Raw genomic sequence first — 22261 nt, 5'->3', positions numbered from 1 at the left:
ATGAAAAAAAAGACAAATATTATGCTCCTGCTCTACCTTACGGCTGTATTGCTCATCCTTGCCGGTTGCGGCAATAAACCGGCGACAGCCCCTGAAAATGCGGAGCCTGCACCTAATACGACTCCATCTAACGGCTCTTCCCCCTCTGCACCAGATGCCGAGAAAAAAGAATCACAGGAAATTGAAGTGGGTTATGTGGACTCGGAACTGACGCAAGTCAAAACCAAAAAAGCTCAAATTGAATTTTCAAACAATAATGAGAAATATACACAAGCGTTTAATGTGATGCAGCGCTCGGATGACCCGGAGTATATCTCGTTGTGGAGTGACATCGGGCTGGAATCACTTGAGTTTCACGAAGCAGATGGCGCACTTACATTAAACATTCACATTCCCGACGAAGCCAGACTCGGTTCTGGCGGCGAACTTCTTTTCCTGGATACGTTGAAACAAACCATGTTTCAGTTTAAAGACATCCAAAGCATTCAGCTTCTGGTAGATGGAAAACAAAGCGAGAGCCTGATGGGGCATGTGGAATTGGAGAATCCCATCGTTCGTGGTACGGAATAATTGGATCGCGCCTGGTAAATGGCGTCTACGAGAGCAAAGATATGAATAAGGCAACGCGTGGATAACTTCAGCGGTTGGTTGCCACACTGTAAAGCGTAAAAAACCTTGCTACCTGATTCTAGTCAGGGGCAAGGTTTTTCGACGTTTTGCAGAAGCGTACGACGCAACACTTCATTTTTCATTTCGAATCGGTGTACAAACACCATGCAAAATTGAAACTTGATCTTTTCTAATGTGATCCGATTCGGTTTATTCGCCGGACTGTCCGGAATCGATTGGAAGTTTGCCTTTTGCCTCAAGTTTTCCTAGCAGTACCTTGATAGCAGCTAGCGTGTTGGGCTCCTGTTTACCATACACAGCAAGGGCTGAACGTACATTGTGCAAATGAAGCATCTCATAGGGATTGCCAAGAGACAGCAACGTATAACGCACTTGGCGTTGGTTCAGTTCGTTGATGAATAACTGCATCTCTTCCCAACGAAACTGACTTGCTACGTTGCGGAATTGATACGAAGCCATAAGAAGATAGTCGGCCTTGTTTACGGTCTGGAGCACTGTTTTCATATTATTCGAATTCAAAACAACCGTCACCGTTTCAATGGAAGCATTACCAGCGGTTTGCTTGAGTTGTTTTTGCAACTGCTCAGCCTGATCGGCATCAGAAGCCACGATGACGACTCGATCACTGGCTCGAATTGTCTCTACGCTCTTGCCGTCCGCTCCAGCCAAAACAGTAACCGCCCGCTCCGCAATGCTACGCTCCACCTGAAGGTGAGCATCAGATCCGATGATGCTTTTCAACTTATTTAACTTTTGTGTCAGAGATGGACCAGACTCAAACAGATGATATTTCGATTTCACCGTCAAAATACGTTTTACAGCCTCATGCACCCGTTCTTTAGAAAGTGTTCCGTTATTCACAGCTTGAATCAGTGCCTGATGTGCAGTGGATACGTCTTGTGGCATGAGTATGATGTCTACTCCTGCTGCGGCAGCACGTCTAACGGCTTCCGTTTCACCAAAATGCTCACTAATCCCCTTCATCGTGAAAGCATCGGATATAATCAGACCTTTATACTGCAACTCTTCACGAAGCAAGCCGGTTAACACCTTACGAGATAGTGTAGCTGGAAGCGGAACCGGTGTACCGTCCTTGCGTGAGGTTACTTGCTCGTTATCTATCGCCGGAAAGGCAATATGTGCCGTCATTATCATATCGACACCTTCCTTCATGGCCGCCTTGAACGGTTTTAACTCCACCGCGTCCAGTCGCTCATGTCCATGTGTAAGCACAGGCAATCCCAGGTGAGAGTCAACGGATGTATCCCCATGCCCTGGAAAATGCTTCACGCCTGCGATAACACCCGACTGGTGCAGTCCCTTGATCATAGCTAGACCGAGCTGGGTAACCAGATCCGCATTTGAGCTAAAGGATCGCATACCGATAATAGGATTGTCTGGATTGCTGTTCACATCAAGCACAGGCGCAAAATTAACCTGGACCCCAAGTGCTTTTAACTCTTCTCCCGTCAGTCGTCCGGCTGCTTCTGCTAGTGCCAGATCACCCGTTGCGCCTAGCGCCATTTGTCCAGGGAGATTCGTGCCGCCAGGAATACGGCGGATCACCCCTCCCTCCTGATCGATGCCAATAAATAGCGGGATATCGCCAGTCTGGTTTTGGATTTGATGCGTAAACGTTGTAACTTGCTGTGCATCCACGGTATTTTTTTCAAAAAGGATAAGTCCGCCCACATGCTGATCTTGAAGGTTACGTTTCACTCCTTCGTTTACAGTCGTTGTCGCTTTTCCGTTCCATTGCCTGATATCCGGCATAAGCATCTGGCCTACCTGCTCGCTAACCGTCATATACGAAATGAGCTTGTCCCAATCCTTCGCCTGAATCGCCGCTTCACGTTCAAACTGAATGACACGCGCCATAAATACAGCATATTCCGCTCGTGTCACCGTCCGATCCGGTTGGTACGTCCCATCGGGATAACCTCCAACCAGTCCGTTTGAACTCATGATCTGGATCGGCGCTGCACCCCAATGTTTCTCTGCATCGCTCCACTGAGCGGTCAGAGTCCCTTGTTGAAGCGGATAAGCGCGCGTCAAAAAAGCTGCTGTTTCGGCCCGACTAATCGGTATATTGGGTCGAAACGAGCCATCTGGAAATCCACCAGCCAGCCCATGCTGCTCAGCGATCGCGATCTCACGGTAAAAAGGATGCGTGTTCGGCACATCCGTGTACTTCAGCTTTTCCACTGGTTGTTCAAGCTGATCCGGATAAAGTTCACGCACCAAGAAGGTAATGGCCTGTCCTCGGGTTACGGATGTCTGCGGCTGGAACTTGCCATTGCCGTAACCTGCGACTGTACCTCTTTTAGCCATATACTGAATACCATCTTTGGCCCATTGCGTATGCTGGAGGTCAACAAAGGTGGTTTCCGCGTTGGCACTGCCCGCCCAGATCAACATGGAACCGAAAGCTGCGGCTATAATGGTTTTATACGTTAAACGCACTTCATTTCACTCCCTGCTCGATTGGCTTGTTCATGAAGGGTTAGACGCGGATTATCCGCTTTTGTTGCTCTTATGGTCTTAAGCACTTCTCACAAGTAGAGAGCACTGATCATGCATGATATAATTGAATGCATATTACTATTCGTCAAGAAAACGTCTGATATGGTTTTCGGAGGAATAAGAGTTTGGAGTCGTTTCATGTTAATGATAAATATTGTGCTTGTTATGTTTCTGCTAGGTCTCCTTCTTGGTTTTGTTGGCGCAGGCGGTTCCGGTTTCATTATCTCGATCCTGACGGTTGCATTCGGATACCCCATTCATGTTGCTCTCGGAACGGCGCTTGCAGCGATGTTTTTCTCCTCGCTCTCCGGTTCAATCAGTCATTACCGAGAGGGAAATGCAGTGCTCAAAACCGGTGTGATCGTGGGTCTGGCAGGGGCAGCAGGAGCCTGGGTCAGCTCAGGATGGTCATCCTATATTCCAGAGGATCGGCTTGGCATGCTGACTTCATTCATGCTTTTTGCATCAGGGCTCGCGCTGTGGCTTCGCTTGATTCTTGTTTCAAGGCGTCCTGCTGGTTCTGAGTTACAGACTGTTATACTTGGAGACGGTCTGCGTTACTGGGCATATACGTTACTCATTGGGGTAGTTACAGGAATGTTATCCGGACTATTCGGTATTGGCTCCACACCCTTTATCCAATTAGGGCTCATGCTGTTGTTAAATATGCCTATGAGATATGCTGCTGGAACAACGATGTTGGTCATCATTCCCATAGCCTTGGCGGGTGGAGCCGGATATATGAGAATTGGTTATCTGGATTTACAATTGTTATTGCTGGTTGTAATCGGCACAATGACCGGGTCTTACGTTGGAGCAAAATTCACGAAACGTGTACCCGCACTATGGCTGAAAGTGAGTATGGTCGTGACCCCGATGATTGGAGCAACTATATTATGGCTGTGACTTTCTTGAAGCGTTCTGTGTAAGGGGTGCTAGATGTAACGAGGAAGTTCATTGTTCAATTAAAAAGGGATGTCCCCTAACATCTCAATGATGTGAGAGACATCCTTTTTCGGGTGTCTATTTTTAAAGTAAAAATACTAATCTATCATAGATACCCTATTAGATTATACGCGCTGGAGATGGGTATCCTTAAACTCCGTTTCATATTTCAAACCAAAACCAAACATGCGATCCATACCAATGTGAGCGATCCAGATGAAGCTGATCAACGTCAGAACGTCCATTTTCAACACGTAACCCGCTGCCAAAAATACCATAGGAATAATGTACGTATGTCCCACATTGTAGATTAGTGCTCCCAGTTTATTGTTAGCTACGTAGCCAATCATGAACACATCCGGGACGAGAAGCAACAGCAGGAAGAGCCACCAGGAATAATCATTATAAAAGTATAACGTTGTCGCTGCTGCGAGCACCAGCAACCCTTCTAATCGAATCCATAATCTAGTCATTTGGTTTGATCTCCTTTGTTTGAATGTAATTTATTTTGATTCTCATGTTCTCCATTGGGAGATTTTATTCCGCTCAGCATCCACCCGATGCCCCGGGATACCTGTTCGTGTGAGAGCGGCTGGGCGGACAGCAATACAGGGGATTGTAACGTTAATCCGTCGAACACAGCTTGAATTAAGACTGCGAAGGTTTCTTTTTCACCTTCGTCCAGAGGCAGATCCAACCGATCAATGATTAATCGAATACCCGATTTCATCTCTTGATAGAGCTTTATTAACTCGTGCGCGAGTTTCTCATTACTGACACTTTCCGTCCAGAGGCTGATTAACAATGTAAACCACTCTGGGTTTGTTTTACGAAATTCAACGACGTGTTGTAACGCTTGCTGGAGCAATGCTGCAGGTTGTGCTGACATATCCAATTGTTGCAGTGCTTCCTTCATCCCGCGGTTAATCATCCATTCCCGCACAACTTCCACCAGAAGTGTTTCCTTCGTATTAAAATGGTAGCCGATCAATCCCTGTGCCACCCCGGCTTTAGCCGCAATTTCCTTCATGGTAGCTTTGGAATAGCCTACCTGACCGAACAATGTAAAGGCCGCTTGTAAAATGGCGTTTCTGCGCTCATCTTGATTTTCGGATTGTTGCTTAGACATTTGGTTTCAACTCCAATACTGTTTGGTTGAACAGTCAATTTATGTCCTTATCTTAAAACTGTTTGGTCGAACAGTCAACATATTTTTTGACATTTCAAATTGTATGTTGCTTCCAAATGAATATGTTATACTATAGACGTTATATTAATGGTTTATTTTAGGAGGTTTTAAATGATGAGCAGTGTGGGATTTCCAGGTATGTTATTTGCAATAGTCTTTCTGATTCTAGTGATTATGCTGATTCGGAGAATATTGAAACGATAAGAAAAAAAACTTTATTAACACGGGTTACTTCCGTGAATACATGCTGTTAAACATGAAGAAAGCGTTGTTTGCCATAACAACGCTTTCGAGATATAAAGTGTCTCATCCAATTTTGAAAGATGCTTTGACACACCTCTGATCCCTTCGCTAACTTATGACTTCACCTTGAAAATCTTAATATCTACACCGCCCTCCGCCGGATAACCCTCACCAATAAGCGCATCCACGTTCAGATTGGATAGTGCCTGACTGTTGGTTATAATGCGAGGAGAGGTGCGAAACAACATGTCACCCTTCACTTCTCCGATATACCCATTATTTTCGATGTACATCTCACAAGCTTGCCCCGTATAATCTTGTCCCTGTAACATATATCTGGCTGACAAGCTGTGACGTCCTCCCGCTTTTCCAATAATTTGTGTATCCACGCCTCCCTCACGAACGAAGCCTTCGAAACAGGTTCCGGTGACATGTCCAGTAAACGTAATCATCACTACTGAGTCTCCCTCTGCGCTCTTTAGCTCAATTGAATTTTCAATCCTAACGTGCACAGTAAACAACTCTTCTATCTCTAGCTTCGTCATCAATCATTGTCATCCTCTCTGTCTGTTATTTCGTGATTCTACCCATGTATCGACCCTACCTTTCTTCACTTCGTCAGTTATTTAAGGACTCCTGCTAACAAGCGAGCTAATGAACAGCTTCTCTATGAAGCCTAACAAAAAAAGTTGCCAGAATAGCAACTTTGAGAAGTCGAGCATAGATTTTATAAGGATGGGAAGTAGATGCTTATAAACGAACAATATATTACCAGACTTGATCCAGCTCAGGATGAAAGAAGGCATAACCACACTTTCCATTTTTCTTGATTCTGTACATGGCCATATCCGCAAGTTTGAGAAGTTCCGTTGGATCTTGTCCATGCTTGGGAAACAAACTGATGCCAATACTGGCAGATAGATGGATCTCAATGGCATTCACATGAATCGGCGCTTCAAACGCATTCGTGAGATTTTTGGCAACGATCTCCGCATCATTGTCATCCTTAAGCTGGTTCAGGATAATGCTGAATTCGTCACCTCCCAGTCTTGCTACGCAATCCGTACTACGAATATTGCCCTTCAATCGACGGGAAACTTCCATTAACACCTGATCACCTATATCGTGACCATAGGTATCATTAATCTGTTTGAACCCGTCCGTATCGATATACATTACTGCAAACCGCGACTCACTTCTTAGCGCATTGCTGACAGCCCATGCAAGACGATCTTTAAAGGCTAAACGATTAGGAAGACCTGTCAAGGAATCATGCAATGAAAGATGTTTGCTGATTTTCTCGGAAACTTTGATCTTGGTATACTCCGTATCCAGTTCCTTAATCAGGTTTTTGAGTTTGTACACGCGAGTGCTCGTATTGGTTGTGTCGCTAATCTGTAGCAGTGCATAACTGTGATCATTTTCATAAAGGGGTTCAACATGCAGATTCTGTCTGTAAAAACTCTCATCTCCTCCATCCTTCGGAAGGACAAAAGATTTATGTAAAGCGCTGGAGCAGAACCTGCTCTGCCCGTGATACAGCGCATTTTGTATGATGTTCATATACATATTAGCCTTGAATCTGGGGCAAATCTCGAGCAGGTTTTTACCCAGCACGTCTCCAGCGAGCATACCTGTTAAACGTTCCAACCAGCCATTCCACACGAGAATTTTCAATTGTTTGTCGACAATCATAATGCCCATTTTGGTTTTGTTCAGCGCCTGTACAATGAGATTATCCATGGTTATCCTCCCAGTAGAGCATTTATCTTATCCAGCAGACTGGAGATGGAATCCATGCTCAATGCAATAACGATAATTCCTTTTATATCTGTATCCGCAAGCAAAAAGGAGGTATGCAACACCAATATGTACACTTCATTCTGAAGCAAAATTTGCGGGTCAGTTCGTGTAACATGAAGCAGCTCAATATCAGGCAGTACATACTCCAGCTTTATTTCGAGAAAATTTCCGAATTCGCCAATAATGGCATTGAGCAGCACATTGCTGATTTCCTGCAACACATCGAGATCCGTGTCCATTAATAGAGAATCGTTTGCATCCACGTTCTCTGTCAATTCTCCGAGACACATATTCGCTAACACTTTTGCCTGCTCGGCAGGAAACATCAGGAAAGCTTTGCCTTGGAACTGATACCCGAACTGCAACGATGACCGAAAGAGATGGCCTTCCGCAAATAAAATGTTGTACCTGCGATCCTCGGGGTCTACTTCTTTAATGGAGATTAGCTCAACCTCGGGGATATTGAGTACAATATGTTTGTCTACAATTTCCGATAACATATTAGCAGCTTGTCCGACGTAAACATTGACAAGTTCAGTAAGCAGATCTTTTTGTAGCTCATTCAGCATAACGTGCCACCTGAATCATTTGGAGCAATGTACCTGCTCTTTCTGCAGTTAAAGGTTTATTCAGGAATCCTGAAATGCCCAGCTCCTCCACTTCCTCACGGGTAGCCTTCTGAATATCGGCAGACAAAATAATAATTTTGACATTCTGATCATTCTCTCGAATCAAACGCAACATATCCTGACCATTCAGTCCTGGCATCAAAAGATCTGTTGTTATCAAATCAGGTTTGTAATCTTGATAGAGTTGGTAACCGTCTTCTCCGTTGGTGGCCGTTCGAATTTCGCAATCCGGAATATGATCACTAATCAACTTGCTCATCAATTTCTGCACAAAAATCGAGTCTTCCACAATTAATACTTTCATGATTCTACTCAGTCTCCTTGATAAAGTTTTAAGGGCGCAAAGATATCAGGCGCTGTAGACAGTTTCTTGTGAAGGAGCTTCGCGCACAGGTGGAACCCCTTAAAAGTGACTGACGAATAAATTAGGCAAAACAATATAAATTATAGTTACTAGAAAAATAGATTGTCAACAATATTTAAAAATAAATTAAAACGTATTCATTTGTCAATGGAAGGGAAATCCCAAGGATACGCAAAGCGATAAGTTCCATGGAAATATAATCCTGTTTGGGATTCCAATACCGGCGGACGCTAAAATTCCTGTAAACATGTAAAAGGACGAAGCAAATCATGAAATGCCAACTCACATTTCAATGATATCCTGCTTCGTCCTTTTCATATTAACCAAATCATATAGCAAGTCAGCGATATAGCGGACCATATGCAGCGCAAGCTCGGTAATCCGCATTCTCCAAGTCTTTGGTTCCAAACGCAGACCAGGCACTGGGGCGGAAAATAAGCTTGTCATCAATGTTGTGCATGTTAACTGGAATGCGCAATATGCTCGCCAAGGTAATTAAATCAGCTCCGATATGACCATAACTAACCGCACAGTGGTTTGAACCCCAGGCTGCCATAACGCTGTACACATCTCTGAATACCGGATCATCCTCTACTAACTTCGGCACAAACCATGTCGTAGGCCATGTTGGTGTTGTTCGCATATCCAACTGTTCATGTACTTCATCCGGTAATTCCACAGTGTAACCTTCAGCTAGCTGAAGCACAGGACCGACTCCTGCAACGAGGTTGATGCGCGCCATCGTCACAGGCATGCCTCCTCTTGTCGTATAATCTGTTGAATATCCGCCTCCGGCAAATTGATCCATATAAGTGGGTCTCCAACGGACAGCATCCAGACAGGCTTGAACCTCCTGCTCTTCAATCTCCCAATGCGGTTTCATTACTGGTTTGCCGTCACGTTGCTGCTCCCCTGTTCCATCCAGTGAAGCAGGTCCAGAATTAATCAGATGTATAAAACCTGATGCTGCAAGGCCCTCAGGCTGCCATCCGGTAACCCGTTCTACAGCTTCGGGACTCCAATAGGCACGAACATCTGCAAATATTTGAGCGGTGTGTGATACATAATGATTGAGTAACATCGTGACTGCGTTTAAATTGTCGTTCTCTGTGGCGACCATGTAAGGCTCCCGTATGCCATTCCAGTCAAAAGAACTGCATAGAACGGCTTCAAGCACATCCGCACTTGACTGATAATCTGTCCATTCCCGCTGTCCCTGAAAACCTGAAGCAATGGCGTTATAACCGTAAGCTTCTTCCTCATGTCCCATTACAGCAAGTTTGGGATTGCCTATCATTAAATCTCGTACAATTATCGCCATGCGAATCGAGGTTTCCCACGTTTTTGATTTGTCCTGTGGACTAATTCGAACAGATTCAGGATTAGGATCAGTTCCTTCCTGGCAATAGCGTGTTACCCAAGCCAGAGCATTCTGAAATTCTTCCTGATCATAGATATGCTGTTGGAGTCTGCGGTTAACCTCCGTCATATCCACGTACGCATTTCTCATACCCAGATAGCGCTGATAGAAATTTTCATCAACAATGCAGCCTGCAATTCCCATCGAGACAGAGCCGATGGACAGATATGATTTGCCTCGAAGCAACGCCACCGCCATAGCTGCACGGGTAAAACGAATTAACTGATCCCGAACATCCTCAGGCAACTTGCATTCGTTCTGATCCTGAATATGTCTGCCATAAATTTTAAAGAGGGGCAATCCTTTCTGGTTATGCGCTGCGTGAAGCGCAGCCAGATAGACTGCACCGGGGCGCTCCGTGCCGTTAAATCCCCAGACTGCATGCGGCAGCGTAGGGTCTGTCTCTATCGTTTCTAAAGGATAACACCAGCCACTAGCTACGGTGAGCAGCACACCGACACCTTCCTTGCGGAATTGCTCGGCACATCGTGCGGCTTCTGTTATACCGGAGATGCATGGCTCAAAGATAACAACCTCTACCGGAGATCCATTCGGATAACGAAGAACGGCTGTAATTTCAGCGGCGGCTTCACGCGCAAGTTCCATCGTGCTTTCTGCCAAGGCTTCCTTTACAAGTTTACGGCGGTCCACGATCGGACGAATACCGATTTTGGGAAAGCCTCCTTCATAACGATGTGAATCATCTTCATTCATCACGAACCCTCCTTTAATTTTATCGCACTGTCTCAACAGGAAAAGTAAAGCTGTGTCGACCTGGCTTCAGCTCTTGAACACGGGGAAGTTTCGCTGCTGCAACAATAGCAGAAGGCATGACTAGTGTAGCTGAGGTATTCTCGGGAATTTCAACGTCGATGCGCAGTCCTGCTTGATCTTTTTTCCAAGCTGTAGTGATTCTTCCGTGTGCAGTTCGGATTGATGCACTAACCTGGGCCAGCTTGGAAGGAATGCAGGGTTCGATCCATATTTTTTCGTATCCTGGTGAATCCGCTCTAATTCCTGCAAGTCGTGTGTAAAAAGAAACACTGATACCCCCAAACATGGCGTGATCATGAGAATGCATCCCCCCTTTCTCGCTCCACTGCTCCCAAAGTGTAGTTGCTCCTTGTGCAATCTGATAGACGAAGCCTGGGTATTCCTTTTTGGTTAGAAGCTCATATGCGATATCGATATACCCGTGATCAGCAAGTACATCTAACAGGTATCTCGTCCCGTAAATACCTGTGTGAAGATGTCCTCCTTTTTCGGCAATAGCCTGCACAAGCCGTTCTGCGGCGGGAGCACGTTGTTTGACAGGCACCATTCCATAAGCAAGCGGCAAAAGCTGAGCCGTCTGTGAACCACCGGCATAGACCCCGTCTCCTGTATGAAAGCGGCGTTGAAAGGTACGGTTAATGTCATCGGCCAATTGGCTGTAACATTCATGGTCTGCGGGTTTTCCCAAAATGCCTGCCGATTCGGCAACCATGGAAGTAATCCTGTAGTAGACACTGATATTGACTAATTCAACTTCATGAAAGTAATTTTCCCAACCATCTTCATTCGGAGGGCACCAATCCCCAAACCCATCCTTCACTTCATGTTCAGGCCATTTCTCATGTAGATGATCGATATATGTCTTCATGGAAGGATAACTTTGGCGCAGTACATCCAGATCGTTGTAATGTTGATAAAGATGCCATGGGAGAGAAACCTTGTCTCCACTCCAGTCGGGATTCGTCTGGCTGTCTTCAATATCTTCAAGCCATTTACGATAATAGCTCTGCATATCAAAATGGTGCATTCCTGATTCCTCAACGACAGCGGAATCCATCAGGCAAGGTGTTCGCTCGTCACGCTGGCAACAGTCCGTTGGAATGCTCACCAGATTGTTAAGGTAAGACCAACGAATGTTGCTGTAAAGCTGATTAAGCAGTTCATCCGAACATTCAAATGTGCCTGTCGGTTCAACTGCGGCATGGATCGGAACAGCCTGAATGGAAATCCAGCTTGATCCGGCACAGACTTCTACATACCGAAATCCATGATATGTGAAACGTGGCTCGTAACATTCTTCATTATCACCGCGGAGGATGTAAGTATCTGTAGCCTTCGCATTCCGATTCGTCCAAGAGTCAATATTGCCTTGTCCATCCACAAGCTCGCTGTATCGCAGCCGTATCTCATGGCCTGCCCGTCCTTTCATCCGAATACGAACCCAACCTGCGATGTTTTGTCCAAAGTCGTAAACATTCACTCCAGGACGTGGATGAAACACAGCAATAGGCTGCAACGATTCGAATGGCAGAATAGGAGGCTGTTTATTTTCCTTGAGTTCACCTTTTGGCGGCTCTGCAGCTACAGCTCTTGTCCAGCTGTTGTCTTCGATAAAACCGGGACAATCCCATCCGCTGTGCTGCAGGCGTGCATCATAGGACTCCCCGTCATAAATATCATTGAACAGAATCGGGCTTGGTGCCGATGACCAGGATTCGTCTGAGATAATGGTCTCTGTGCTGCCATCCTCAAAGCGTAGATCCAGTTGCAGAAGAAGGGCCTTATCCCGATTCCATTTCCATCCCCAACGCGAATAATTGTAATGATATCCATTCCCCAACCAAACCCCCAGTACGTTATCACCTTCTTGCAACATAGGAGTCACATCATATGTGTCATATAGCATTCTACGATGATAAGGTGTATTGGCTGGAGCAAGTACACGGCGGTCCGCCCGCTTTCCATTAATAAGAAGCTCATACCAGCCAATCGAATAGATGCGTAGTCTGGCTTCAAACGGGGGTGTGGATATATTAAATGTTTTGCGGAACAGCGGACTGTCTACTGGAAACTCTGCCTCACAAACCGATAGCATTTGTCCTTCCAACACCAGTCCATTGCCTGAAGCATGAATCGTACCTGCTGTACAATGCGTGGTTAGCGGATCATAAAAACGGTTGGAGTACAGCACACGTCCATCGCTTCCGGTGAGTTTCAGGTCGCGAAAGACCGCTTTTTGCCCTTCTTTTGTCCGAAATCCGACTGTTCCGTGATATTCTGTTGCTTGGCAATGACAAAAAAATTGTTCATTTATCGTGACTTTCCATTCTCCGTTTTCTGTGCATACTTTAAGCGATATTTTCGTAAACTCTTTCGACAGGAATGAAGGTAGTTTGATGCTTCCTATCACATGCTTCGCACCTTCTTCCGTGCGGAAAATGTAAGCAACAAATAGATTCCCATCTGAAGAAGCTTGTGTATGTTCCGGGTGCCCGGTCTTTTGTTGCTCGCTCTCCCGAATTTCAATCCCGCAGTGATCGTTCTCATTCTGATAACCAAACAAAAATGATGCACCACCTGTTGCAACCTCGATTACCACTTCTGCTTGATAAGAAGTCCACTCATCAATAGCACTTGTCTGGCGAGTAATCCATTCGGCTAGCCATGCGTCCGACATTTTTTTCTGCCTCCTCACCCATTCGTCTGTTTTTCCTCTAAAAAATTCTCATGTATGATCGTCACTTTTGAGGCGTTCCAGGCACCCACAGTTATCCCACTTAACCGGATTTCAGATCCTATTTCAAACGAAATGCGTCTCTCTTCTCCCGGCAAAAGGCCAAAATCATTGTCATCCAGATAGCAACTCCAATCCTCGGGAAAATCGTGAATCATTATCCGAATCGCAGGCATACTCCCGATGTTACGGATAATAATCACGCCGCTATTATCATCTGTATAGACAGTAGACGCTTCCATTGAAGTACAAGGAAGTTCACGTAGCGGTGCATTGGGAAGGCTCCCATACAGCATGAATGCATGCTCAGCGTCTTTACCTTGGTATTCGTTGGCATCGTGCCGGTGTTCTCTCTCAAAAGCGAGAAGTTCCGCGGTCTTCGGCTGGGCATTGAACCAATACCATTGATCAGAAATCAGACTTCCATTGTGGGCATGAAGTGTAACCGCCATAAGAAAAGGATCAATGCATGAGGCTTCAGGCAGCTCGATTTCCAACGTATCTATGCAATACGCTAGTCCTGGATTCGCTGTTAAAGCTGGGTACTCCCATGTCATTATTTCGGTTAATTGGCTGCTGTACAGTCTGACTTGTACCATGACGTCTGTAAGTATCTCACGCGAATCATTGACAAGATGTAGATCAGCGTGAAACATTTCACCCTGCTGCCATCCGTCCATTTTGTGGGTTGTGATAAACGCATTTTGCGGACGGCAAGCCTGCTTGGCACGATAATAAGAAAGCTTAGCTGTCCCATAGTAATCGACGACTGCCCATGAGTGTCCCGGGAAGCAATCGGTGAATTTGTAATACCAGTATCCACTCTTGTTCTTCCCCGTACCTGCTCGTTGGATATCAGCGGTAAACCGTATGGCATCGCCCTGTGCAGTCTGCGAATAGGTGATATAGTCATGCCAATTGCGAATAGGTCCATACGCTGCATACCGCATCACTTTAACGATATCTTTCAAGCTAAACTGATGAAAATGAGCTTTCCATCCTCTGCTTTCCTCGGTCGGTGGAAAAGAAGACAATGCTTCTTCCGGCATATATCGCAAACAGCTGGAAACATTCGTCTGGCTTGGAATACCGAATTCGCCGTAAAAAACGGAAGGCAACTCTAACGTGGCTTGATCGAGCGATTCACCGCCATGATACACATTCCAGTTATGAGCACTGCCTCCCCAAGGATCGGTTCGATGAAAAGGACGTGATGGATCATACTCGCGGCATCGCTTCCCGACTAGAAAAAGACCCTCGTCTGCCCCGCCATGCGGACCATTTTCGTTGCCACCGCCCCACATAATCAATGAAGGATGGTTCCGTAGCCGTTTAATGGAGAGTACCGTCTGACGATCAATCACACCTAGATCGGTCAGTGGTGCATCAGGCGGCCCCCAACAGAGGGGGAACTCTTGATACACCATGATGCCTTTTTCATCACACAAGGTATAGAACTCATCACTTTCCACAATGCCACCGCCCCAAGCCCGGAGCATCTGAACATGGCCTCTCCGCGCTAGCTCTAGTAAACGTTCATATTGCCCTTCCTTGTGTGTGAGCATGACATCCGGCCAGCACCAATTTGCCCCTTTGATGAAGATCGCTTCTCCATTGATGACGAACTGCCAGCGATAGTCTGTTACAGGTCTGGTATCTACCAAGGGTCTCATCTCAATCGTACGGATAGCGAAAGAAGTAAAGACTGCACCTGTATGAACTGGTTTTGATTCCGCTGTCCAAGCTGAGTTCAATGTGCTGATTAACTCATGTGCCATATCATTCGCTTTTGGATCAGTATGTTCAGTAGAGACTGCTCGCAGCACTAGCTCGTAGAGAGACTGATCCCCATACCCTGAAGGCCACCAGATTTGTGGATTGTTCAATCTGACATCGGTACAGAATTTGCTTTTTCCATAGGGTACTGTAATAACAGCTGTAAATCGGCTCTGCTCGCAGCGAACAGAGTCTTGTTTCGTACTATCGACTGGGTCGTTTTTACTTGATGACTCCCTGCACGCCTTCTCGGTTTTCAGCCGGATCAGACCTTCAATGGTTATAGAAACTTGCTCAACTAGGGTGTTATCTACAGTAAATTCAATCTGGAGCAGCGCCTCCCCTGGAGTGACAGACTTTGTTATGACATAAGGATCAAGTAAAGCAAGGTCTGGTTCGCTCGTTAAGCGCACATCTTTCCAGATGCCAAGGGAGATGAGGTGTCCATAATGCCAGCCAAAGCCTGGACTTGGTTTCATCAGACCATTCCAGCTCTGAGGTGCCGGATCAATTCGAACAACGAGTACATTGGCTTCATTCCAGCGAACCAGATGTGTAACGTCATGATGCGGACCGCCAAACATGCCTTGATGATGACCAAGCGAAACACCGTTGAGAAATACGGTACCGGAGTATTCAATGCCGTCAAACTCCAGAGAAATCCGCCTTCCATCCCACTCCTGCGGTACTTCAAATGTGGTAGCAAACCACCACTCCGTACACTCCACACGTGTTCGCCGGAACCAGACAGGTATGTCTTGAGGTGAACCATACTGTTCAAGTTCATCAATTGAATTGGTGTTCCAGTGCGGGTCATCCATTAACCCCAGATCCAATAAAGCTTGCTGTACTGTTGCAGGAACATGCATTTCAAGCCAGTCCTTGCGAGGATGCTCAGGGTCGTACCAACGCTCTCGCATACCTTCGCTAGGGAGAGCTTTTCGTCCAAACCATCCTGTGGCAGGGGCCGGGGAACCGGGATCAGCTGCTTCTCCGCCCTTCATACGCCATACGCCAGATAGTAACAGCGAATCGGATGTGGGAGCTGCTGCTGAGTAAACTAGTTCGGACTCCTGGTGATCCATCACCGGTTTCATTTCGTGCGTTAAAGGGACAATTGGAATACGACTGTCCGCGTCCACCCAAGCGTCTCCGTGAAGCGAAGAACGTGAATAAGCTTCATCCTGAACTTCGTCCAGATAACGCTTTCCTTTCTCGGAACGGTAATATGAGATGTTTGTCATCACGCTAACACTCCATTCAGTCTCGGTGAATTTCTGTAATTCTGTTTACTCTGTTTACTTTGTTTGCTCTGTTTGGGTCTATTCAACATGTTCTGTGAATGAGCACGGGCCGATAACCTTCCGGTACCTCCATTGAAACCGAGACTGCTTTTGGAGCAACCACTTCCAATTGAAATACTGATTCGTCTCCTTCCTTCCTAATCTCCCAGCGCACATCGATTCTTCCATCCCCGGGAAGAGGCACCGCACCTTTGGCCCATTGCAGATCCCCAGGTTGGGGCGCAACCCGAACCTTCGTCCAGCCGTCTGCCGTGGGGCGTACTCCGAGTACCACAGCTCCTAAAAAGTATCCCGGTGCAGCCGACCAGGCATGGCAATGACTACGTGTCAGATCCTTCGGATTAGGTCTGTTCTCGGTAAATCCCGGGTACATCTCCCAGCAGGTTGTGGCATCATGTCTCACCATCTCTCCGAACTTCGTTCGCATATCCTGTAGCATCGTATCAATCTCTCCGTGCATCATCAGCGCTTCATAATAAAAAAACGTCATGAACGGACTGCCGATCGCAACAAAGTCCTCTGGCGGAGATGTTAAATAGGCAGTTAGCTTCTCCTCACGCTCATCTGCTGCAACTCTGGTAATCAATGCTATCACTTGAGTCTGCATGCTAAATGTGCTGGACAAAGAACCATTGGCATGAATACAGTCAACGAAGGCCTGCCGCTCACTACTCCATAAATGCTTGTTGATAGACTGAATTAAAAGATGTGACTTAGAGTCGTAGTAAACGCCTTCCTCTGCGCACCCTGCCAGTTCAGACAAACGTGCCGCATCTGCCAGCGTGCGTGCAAAAATGGCGTTTTGATGGGTAACTGTCCCGTCGTTCGGTTGCTCAATCGGTGCCCAGTCGAGCAGGTTCCAGGCATGAACGGTTAATAGCCCTTGATCATCTATATTTTTGAGATAATGATCCAGCGTGAACCTGACCTTCGGCCAGATCGTTGATGCAAACTCCCTGTTTCCGGTATGCCGGGCATATTCAAGACAGGCCGTTACCCAAAAAAAAGTCCAGTTTGGAATAACACTGCTCCAGCCGCTCGGCACTTGATTTACATAAAGTGGTGTCTGCTGACCTGAGCCAGGCACCAGTTCTAGGCTATGCCTTACAATATCCGTTGCACCAAAGACGTAGTAGTTCACAAGCGCTTCATTACGGCTGTCACCTACCCAGAACACCTGTTCATAGGTCGGACAATCCACAAATGTATCCTCCATGCACAACCGGGTTGTATGTTTGCTAATCTCCCAGATATCATTCAAGAGTGAATCCGAGCTATGGAAGCGGCCGATCTCTGCCACTGGATAATTGCTCTGCACAAGCGTCACACCGAACAGTCGAACAGGCACTCTATTCCCGTGAATTGTGAGCATCAGATAGCGTAGTCCACGCCGCACAGGAGATTCATAGCTTTGTCTGCCTTCAAGGCATACATAACGTAGCGTGTTATCTACGCCAAAGGTATCCTGTCTCCATCCGCCATCCATGTATTCGAATCCATAGGCGTCGATGACTGTCCCTTCCGGTGCCTCAACTTCAAATCGCAAATAACCAGACCATTCACGTCCAAAGTCCAGAATCAGCTCAAGCCCTTGACCTTCAACCGTTGCCGGTATTATGGCCGGCCTGCGATTGGCAAAACATACTTGCTGCAATGTTGCGGGTACAGCCAAGTTCCGCTCTGTTCGCTTCCATATACTGAAGGTAAAGACGGAAGCATCCGAGCTTAACTTCGCAGGAAAAGCACGCATCCACTTTTGATAAGCAATCAATTCTGAAACCGAAGCGAGTCTGCGACATTGCTCATACACATCGGCGTCCTGAAACGCCTTCCTATCCAGGGGCTGATTACCGCCAAAGCCACAGTACGCACGCAGTGGGTCTGAACTCGGCTGATGATCGATATGCACCAGGGTAGCGAACGGGCCTATCAGCATAAAAGGTGATTCTTTTACCAGATCTTCATGGAGAAGCGGCGAAACAACCGTAAATGAAACGTCACAGTCGATGCCAAGATGCAAGCCACCGCCATGATCAGGTCCAGCGAGTTCAATCAACAGCAGATTGTCTCCGGCTTGGAGCCTGACTCGTTGTAGACGGCGCGGATGTTCTCCTTCCATTTCTTCTAAAGTGTAATAGGTTCCGTTGAGAGTAATTCCGCGCAGCGCATGGAAGGCACTGAAAAATCCGATCACAGCGTCTGCTTCGCTGCTTGCACGAATGACTGCTACCGCATAACCGGCAAAGGATACCGGGTTGGCATGCATTTTGCTGCCTGGCTCCATCGCTTCACGTACATCCAGCACATGTGTCCACGAGACAAGAGATACCTCTTTCAGAGACTCGACCCGGACCGGCCAAACCTCTTGCTCTGTCAATTCAGGAATATCGCTCGGGATCAACTGCTTCCAAGGTGCATCACCTGGCCTCCCGATGATCCGGGCATTAGTCCAACCGTGCTCCTTAGCAAAATCGTTGTCTGTTTTTGTTCCAAACCAATCGACTTGTGAGCGGCTTGCATCCACCTGTTCGCTAAAACCAAGCTGACAGGACATACGTGAAGCCCTCCGCTCGTATCCCGCATATGGAGCGGTATGCCATGTATCATCCGTAGCAACAATCAACTGCCTCTGCCGGGTAAGCGCTTCCGTATGCGGAGAGACCAGCTCCAGTTGAGCCAGCAGTCCCCCTTGACCTGGCAAATAGTTGAACGTAGCCACCCCATAACTGATGACCAGAACGGCAATCGTGTTATGGCCTGAGCGAAGCAAATGTCCAACTTCGTGTACATGGTAGTTCAGTTCGAACGGCCAAGAGCGATTAGGTCCTCTTCCACACAAGACGCCGTTTACATACAACACGTACCGGGCATCTGCCGTAATTGTGACCTCTGCGCTCGCGTAATTCCAATGCTGCATCATAAATTGTTTTCGAAGAGTTCGCCATTCATTACGCGGCCAATCCTCATCGCCTCCCCAGATCCAGGAAGCTTTCCAGATGGAGCCGCCAGCTGGTAACGTCTGATCCATATCTAAATCAACTCCCGTTCCATCACTATTGAGTTGAAGCTATACGTACGTCTCCATTCCCAACACTCCAGGTTGCAAAACAAAAGGAGCTAAAACTTCATAGCTTTAGCTCCTCCTTCTTGCCCTTTCTTTTTCGGTCAAGTCGGTTTACAGACCGTGAGCTTGACGAAGCCGTTGGTATTCACTGTTGTACCAAGCTGTAAATTCGTCTGCTCCGGCTTTTTTGAATGCGGCCAGTGCAGCCTGTTTGTTTGCTTCAAAGGCTTGCTCATCCTTGGAAAGAATAATCTTGGCTGCCTCGCGCGCTGCCAGCTCTTTCAGCTCAGCCTCCTGTTTTTTCAGTTTGTCATCCAGTGTTACACCTGGGATGGTGTTACGCTTAATGATTTCCTCGTCTGTCATGCCATTCATCCAGCTCGTGAACGTATTCAGTTTGCCTTCATCAATCAGCTTTTTGAATACCTCCCCTGAGTATGAAGCGCCGTAATGCTCAGCGAAGTCTTTTTCAAGCGTTGTGGCTGCTTTTGACAAGGACTCCTCGGAGGTAAAAAGGTCAACGGGCATTTTGTCATTTGGATTAACCATATCTCCGCCGAGACCGATGATATTCCGATCGAGTGAAAGTCCTGTTGCTTCGTATGGTGCACCGCCTGCGGCTTTCAAAGCCAAGGTTTCGTCCGTCAGTGCCGGTTTACCGTCAACCACTTTCCAGTGTTTACCTTCAACACCGTTGTACATGGTGCGTGCACCTTCATAAGAGTAAATATAATTCAGGAATTCCATCGCTTTTTCAGGATTTTTGGATGTTTTGGAGATACTGTAGGCTTTATCCTGCCAGCCAAGCGGGTTCACTGCGCCTGTCCAAGCCAGTTTGCCTGCGGGTACAACCAGATATCCTTTACCTTCGCTTGCATGCTGTGCATTGAAATCCCCCATTGCCCAGGTCGCTGGACCAACAACGATCTGTCCTGCTGTTGCTTTAGCCATGTAATCATTGTTTTTCATCGTCAAAGAGTCCGGATCAAGCAATCCTCTGCGCTGCGCTTTATTGTAGAAGTCAAGGGCTGTCCAGAAGTTAGAGGATTCATCGGTCAGATTGCTGATGAACTCGCTGCCGCCAACTTTGGATGCCGTCAGGTCACTTGTAGCACTGACACTTTCATTGAAGATAATTGGCGGAATCGTATAAGGCCACAGTCCCCAATCCTGCCACATGGACACGCCGTATACTTTCTTTCCGTCTTCCGTCTGTGGATGTTTTTCTACGATTTGACCTACAACGTCGAGCAGATCATCCATCGTTGCAATTTCAGGGGTACCAATCTCTTTGTACCAGTCCCAACGAATCGTTGGGCCAATGGTAATTGGTGCAATGGATGTCCCCGGTTTGGATTGTACTTGTGGTGGAAGGAAATACAGTTTACCGGTTCCGTTGCTCCAGTTCTTTTTGCTGTAGTCTACAACGGTAGGAATGTTGGCTGTTATATCCTGGCCGGATTTGGCGAGCATATCGTCAAGCGGAACAATCAGATCCCCTTCAATCAATTGCTTCTGATATTTATTCACATTTGTACGTACCAGATCGGGCAGATCACCGCCGGCAAGCAATACATTGAATTTATTCTCGTCTGCTTCAACGTATTCAATCTTAACTCCGATTTTTTCGGCAATCGCCTTAGCGACCTCGTTATTTTGCTGTGTATTCCATTTGGAGCCGGTCTCCATAATCAGTACACGCAGCGTAACAAGATCTTTGTTCGAGCCATTGTCTGGGGAACCCGATTCGCCAGTACCCGTCTGCCCTGCTCCTCCACTCGTACAGGCTGCAAGCAGTAAAGACGTCATCATGAGCATGGCCATTACTCGGCGGAACGTTTTTTTAGTTCTCATGTCATAACCCTCCTGTTTATTCTTCTATAATTATCGGCATTATGCCGGATAATCCAACCTCGTAGCAACACCTTTTAGCCAACAAGCCTTATCCCTTAACTGCCCCCATCATGATTCCTTTCACGAAGTACCGTTGCAACATCGGATACACCAGAACAATCGGCAACGTAACCAGCATCGTGATTGTCATGCGGATGGACTGAGGTGTGAGTGTTCGAACGACATCTCCCCGGGTTAATTCCTCTGTGGTCATATTGGACAGGTTGCTAGATTGATTCAAGAAGTTATAGAGCACCAATTGTAACGTTTGCAGCTTCGGGTTTTCGACGAGAAAAAAGTTATCGAACCAGGTATTCCATTGACCAACGGCAGAGAACACGGCAATGGTGGCAATGATCGGCATCGAGAGCGGGAAAATAATACTGCGATAGATCCGGAAATATCCTGCTCCGTCAATCTTCGCCGATTCCTCCAGTGAAGCCGGAAGCTGTTCAATGAACGTTTTGATCAAAATAATGTTAAAGCCCGACATCGCACCAGGAATGATGTAAAGCAGAAAATTATTTTGTAAGCCGTATGCTTTCATCGTTAAATACCACGGGATGAAACCAGCGTTAAAATACATGGTAATAAGAACAAAACGGTAAATGATTTTACGATACGGCATCTCTTCTTTGGTAATCAGATAGGCAAAAAAGGAACAGCTAAATACGGTAATCAATGTACCCAGCACCGTTCGGGAGATACTTACCAATGCAGCATCCATAATACCCGGCAATTGTATCGTTGCTTTATAGGCTTCAAGAGAGAATCCTGCTGGCCAGAAATATACACCTTTCTGAACCTCGATCGGGTCACTGATGGAATAGATGAAGATGTAATAGAACGGATAGATCGTGATGATCACTAGCAGTGACAGCACGATGTAGTTAAACAGCGTGAAGGTAAGGTCTTTCCAATCGGTATGGTGGACGGGACGAAGCGTCTGTCCTGCGGGTTGTGTTCGCAT

Annotated in this window: 15 protein-coding genes; 2 read left to right on the top strand and 13 right to left on the bottom strand. The window is 46.7% G+C overall.

Translation table 11 applies throughout. The features are described from left to right. Complete coding sequence (locus M3629_RS07415) at positions 1 to 570, top strand: GerMN domain-containing protein (protein ID WP_251503659.1); 570 nt, start codon at positions 1 to 3, stop codon at positions 568 to 570. Positions 571 to 819: 249 nt separating this feature from the next. On the opposite strand, the gene nagZ is transcribed toward M3629_RS07415, so the two are convergent. Continuing rightward, positions 820 to 3093 carry a beta-N-acetylhexosaminidase gene (nagZ, locus tag M3629_RS07410; RefSeq protein WP_251503656.1) on the bottom strand — a complete coding sequence of 758 codons (2274 nt, stop codon included), beginning with the start codon at positions 3091 to 3093 and terminating at the stop codon, positions 820 to 822. A 198-nt stretch (positions 3094 to 3291) separates the two neighbouring features. Between nagZ and M3629_RS07405 the strand changes: the two genes are divergently transcribed. Continuing rightward, a complete protein-coding gene (locus M3629_RS07405; protein WP_251503653.1) occupies positions 3292 to 4059 on the top strand; it encodes a sulfite exporter TauE/SafE family protein in 768 nt (255 codons plus the stop codon). A gap of 164 nt (positions 4060 to 4223) precedes the next feature. Here the strand turns inward: M3629_RS07405 and M3629_RS07400 are convergent, their stop codons facing one another. The 12 genes from M3629_RS07400 to M3629_RS07345 form a co-directional block, all read right to left on the bottom strand. Further along, entirely contained in the window at positions 4224 to 4571 is a 348-nt protein-coding gene (locus tag M3629_RS07400; protein ID WP_090916002.1) for a DUF4260 domain-containing protein, read from the bottom strand. After that, positions 4568 to 5227, bottom strand: coding sequence for a TetR/AcrR family transcriptional regulator (locus tag M3629_RS07395; RefSeq protein ID WP_251503650.1), 660 nt, complete (start codon positions 5225 to 5227; stop codon positions 4568 to 4570). Before M3629_RS07395 ends, M3629_RS07400 begins: the two co-directional genes overlap by 4 nt. A 416-nt stretch (positions 5228 to 5643) precedes the next feature. After that, positions 5644 to 6075, bottom strand: coding sequence for a DUF3237 family protein (locus tag M3629_RS07390; RefSeq protein ID WP_251503647.1), 432 nt, complete (start codon positions 6073 to 6075; stop codon positions 5644 to 5646). A 223-nt stretch (positions 6076 to 6298) separates the two neighbouring features. Next, a complete protein-coding gene (locus tag M3629_RS07385) occupies positions 6299 to 7273 on the bottom strand; it encodes a sensor domain-containing protein (protein ID WP_251503645.1) in 975 nt (324 codons plus the stop codon). A 2-nt stretch (positions 7274 to 7275) separates the two neighbouring features. After that, the gene (locus tag M3629_RS07380) at positions 7276 to 7902 is read right to left on the bottom strand and encodes a chemotaxis protein CheC (protein WP_154984037.1); all 627 of its coding nucleotides are present in this window, start codon (positions 7900 to 7902) and stop codon (positions 7276 to 7278) included. Next, entirely contained in the window at positions 7892 to 8266 is a 375-nt protein-coding gene (locus M3629_RS07375) for a response regulator transcription factor (protein WP_090915992.1), read from the bottom strand. Before M3629_RS07375 ends, M3629_RS07380 begins: the two co-directional genes overlap by 11 nt. Before the next feature lie 400 nt (positions 8267 to 8666). Beyond that, positions 8667 to 10460: an L-fucose isomerase gene (locus M3629_RS07370; RefSeq protein WP_251503641.1), complete on the bottom strand. Its 1794-nt coding sequence runs from the start codon at positions 10458 to 10460 to the stop codon at positions 8667 to 8669. A gap of 19 nt (positions 10461 to 10479) precedes the next feature. Beyond that, positions 10480 to 13197: an alpha-L-rhamnosidase gene (locus M3629_RS07365; protein ID WP_251503638.1), complete on the bottom strand. Its 2718-nt coding sequence runs from the start codon at positions 13195 to 13197 to the stop codon at positions 10480 to 10482. A 14-nt stretch (positions 13198 to 13211) separates the two neighbouring features. Beyond that, complete coding sequence (locus tag M3629_RS07360) at positions 13212 to 16274, bottom strand: glycoside hydrolase family 2 protein (protein ID WP_251503636.1); 3063 nt, start codon at positions 16272 to 16274, stop codon at positions 13212 to 13214. An 82-nt stretch (positions 16275 to 16356) separates the two neighbouring features. Next, on the bottom strand, positions 16357 to 19362 hold the full coding sequence (locus M3629_RS07355) for a family 78 glycoside hydrolase catalytic domain (protein WP_251503633.1): 3006 nt from the start codon (positions 19360 to 19362) through the stop codon (positions 16357 to 16359). A gap of 147 nt (positions 19363 to 19509) precedes the next feature. Then, a complete protein-coding gene (locus tag M3629_RS07350) occupies positions 19510 to 21252 on the bottom strand; it encodes an extracellular solute-binding protein (RefSeq protein ID WP_251503631.1) in 1743 nt (580 codons plus the stop codon). A gap of 88 nt (positions 21253 to 21340) precedes the next feature. Then, a complete protein-coding gene (locus M3629_RS07345; RefSeq protein WP_251503628.1) occupies positions 21341 to 22261 on the bottom strand; it encodes a carbohydrate ABC transporter permease in 921 nt (306 codons plus the stop codon).

It is taken from the genome of Paenibacillus polysaccharolyticus, assembly GCF_023714295.1.
In the GTDB taxonomy this organism is placed as follows: domain Bacteria; phylum Bacillota; class Bacilli; order Paenibacillales; family Paenibacillaceae; genus Paenibacillus; species Paenibacillus polysaccharolyticus_A.
Note: the sequence above shows the minus strand (reverse complement) of the source record. Positions and strands in the feature narration are given on the sequence as shown.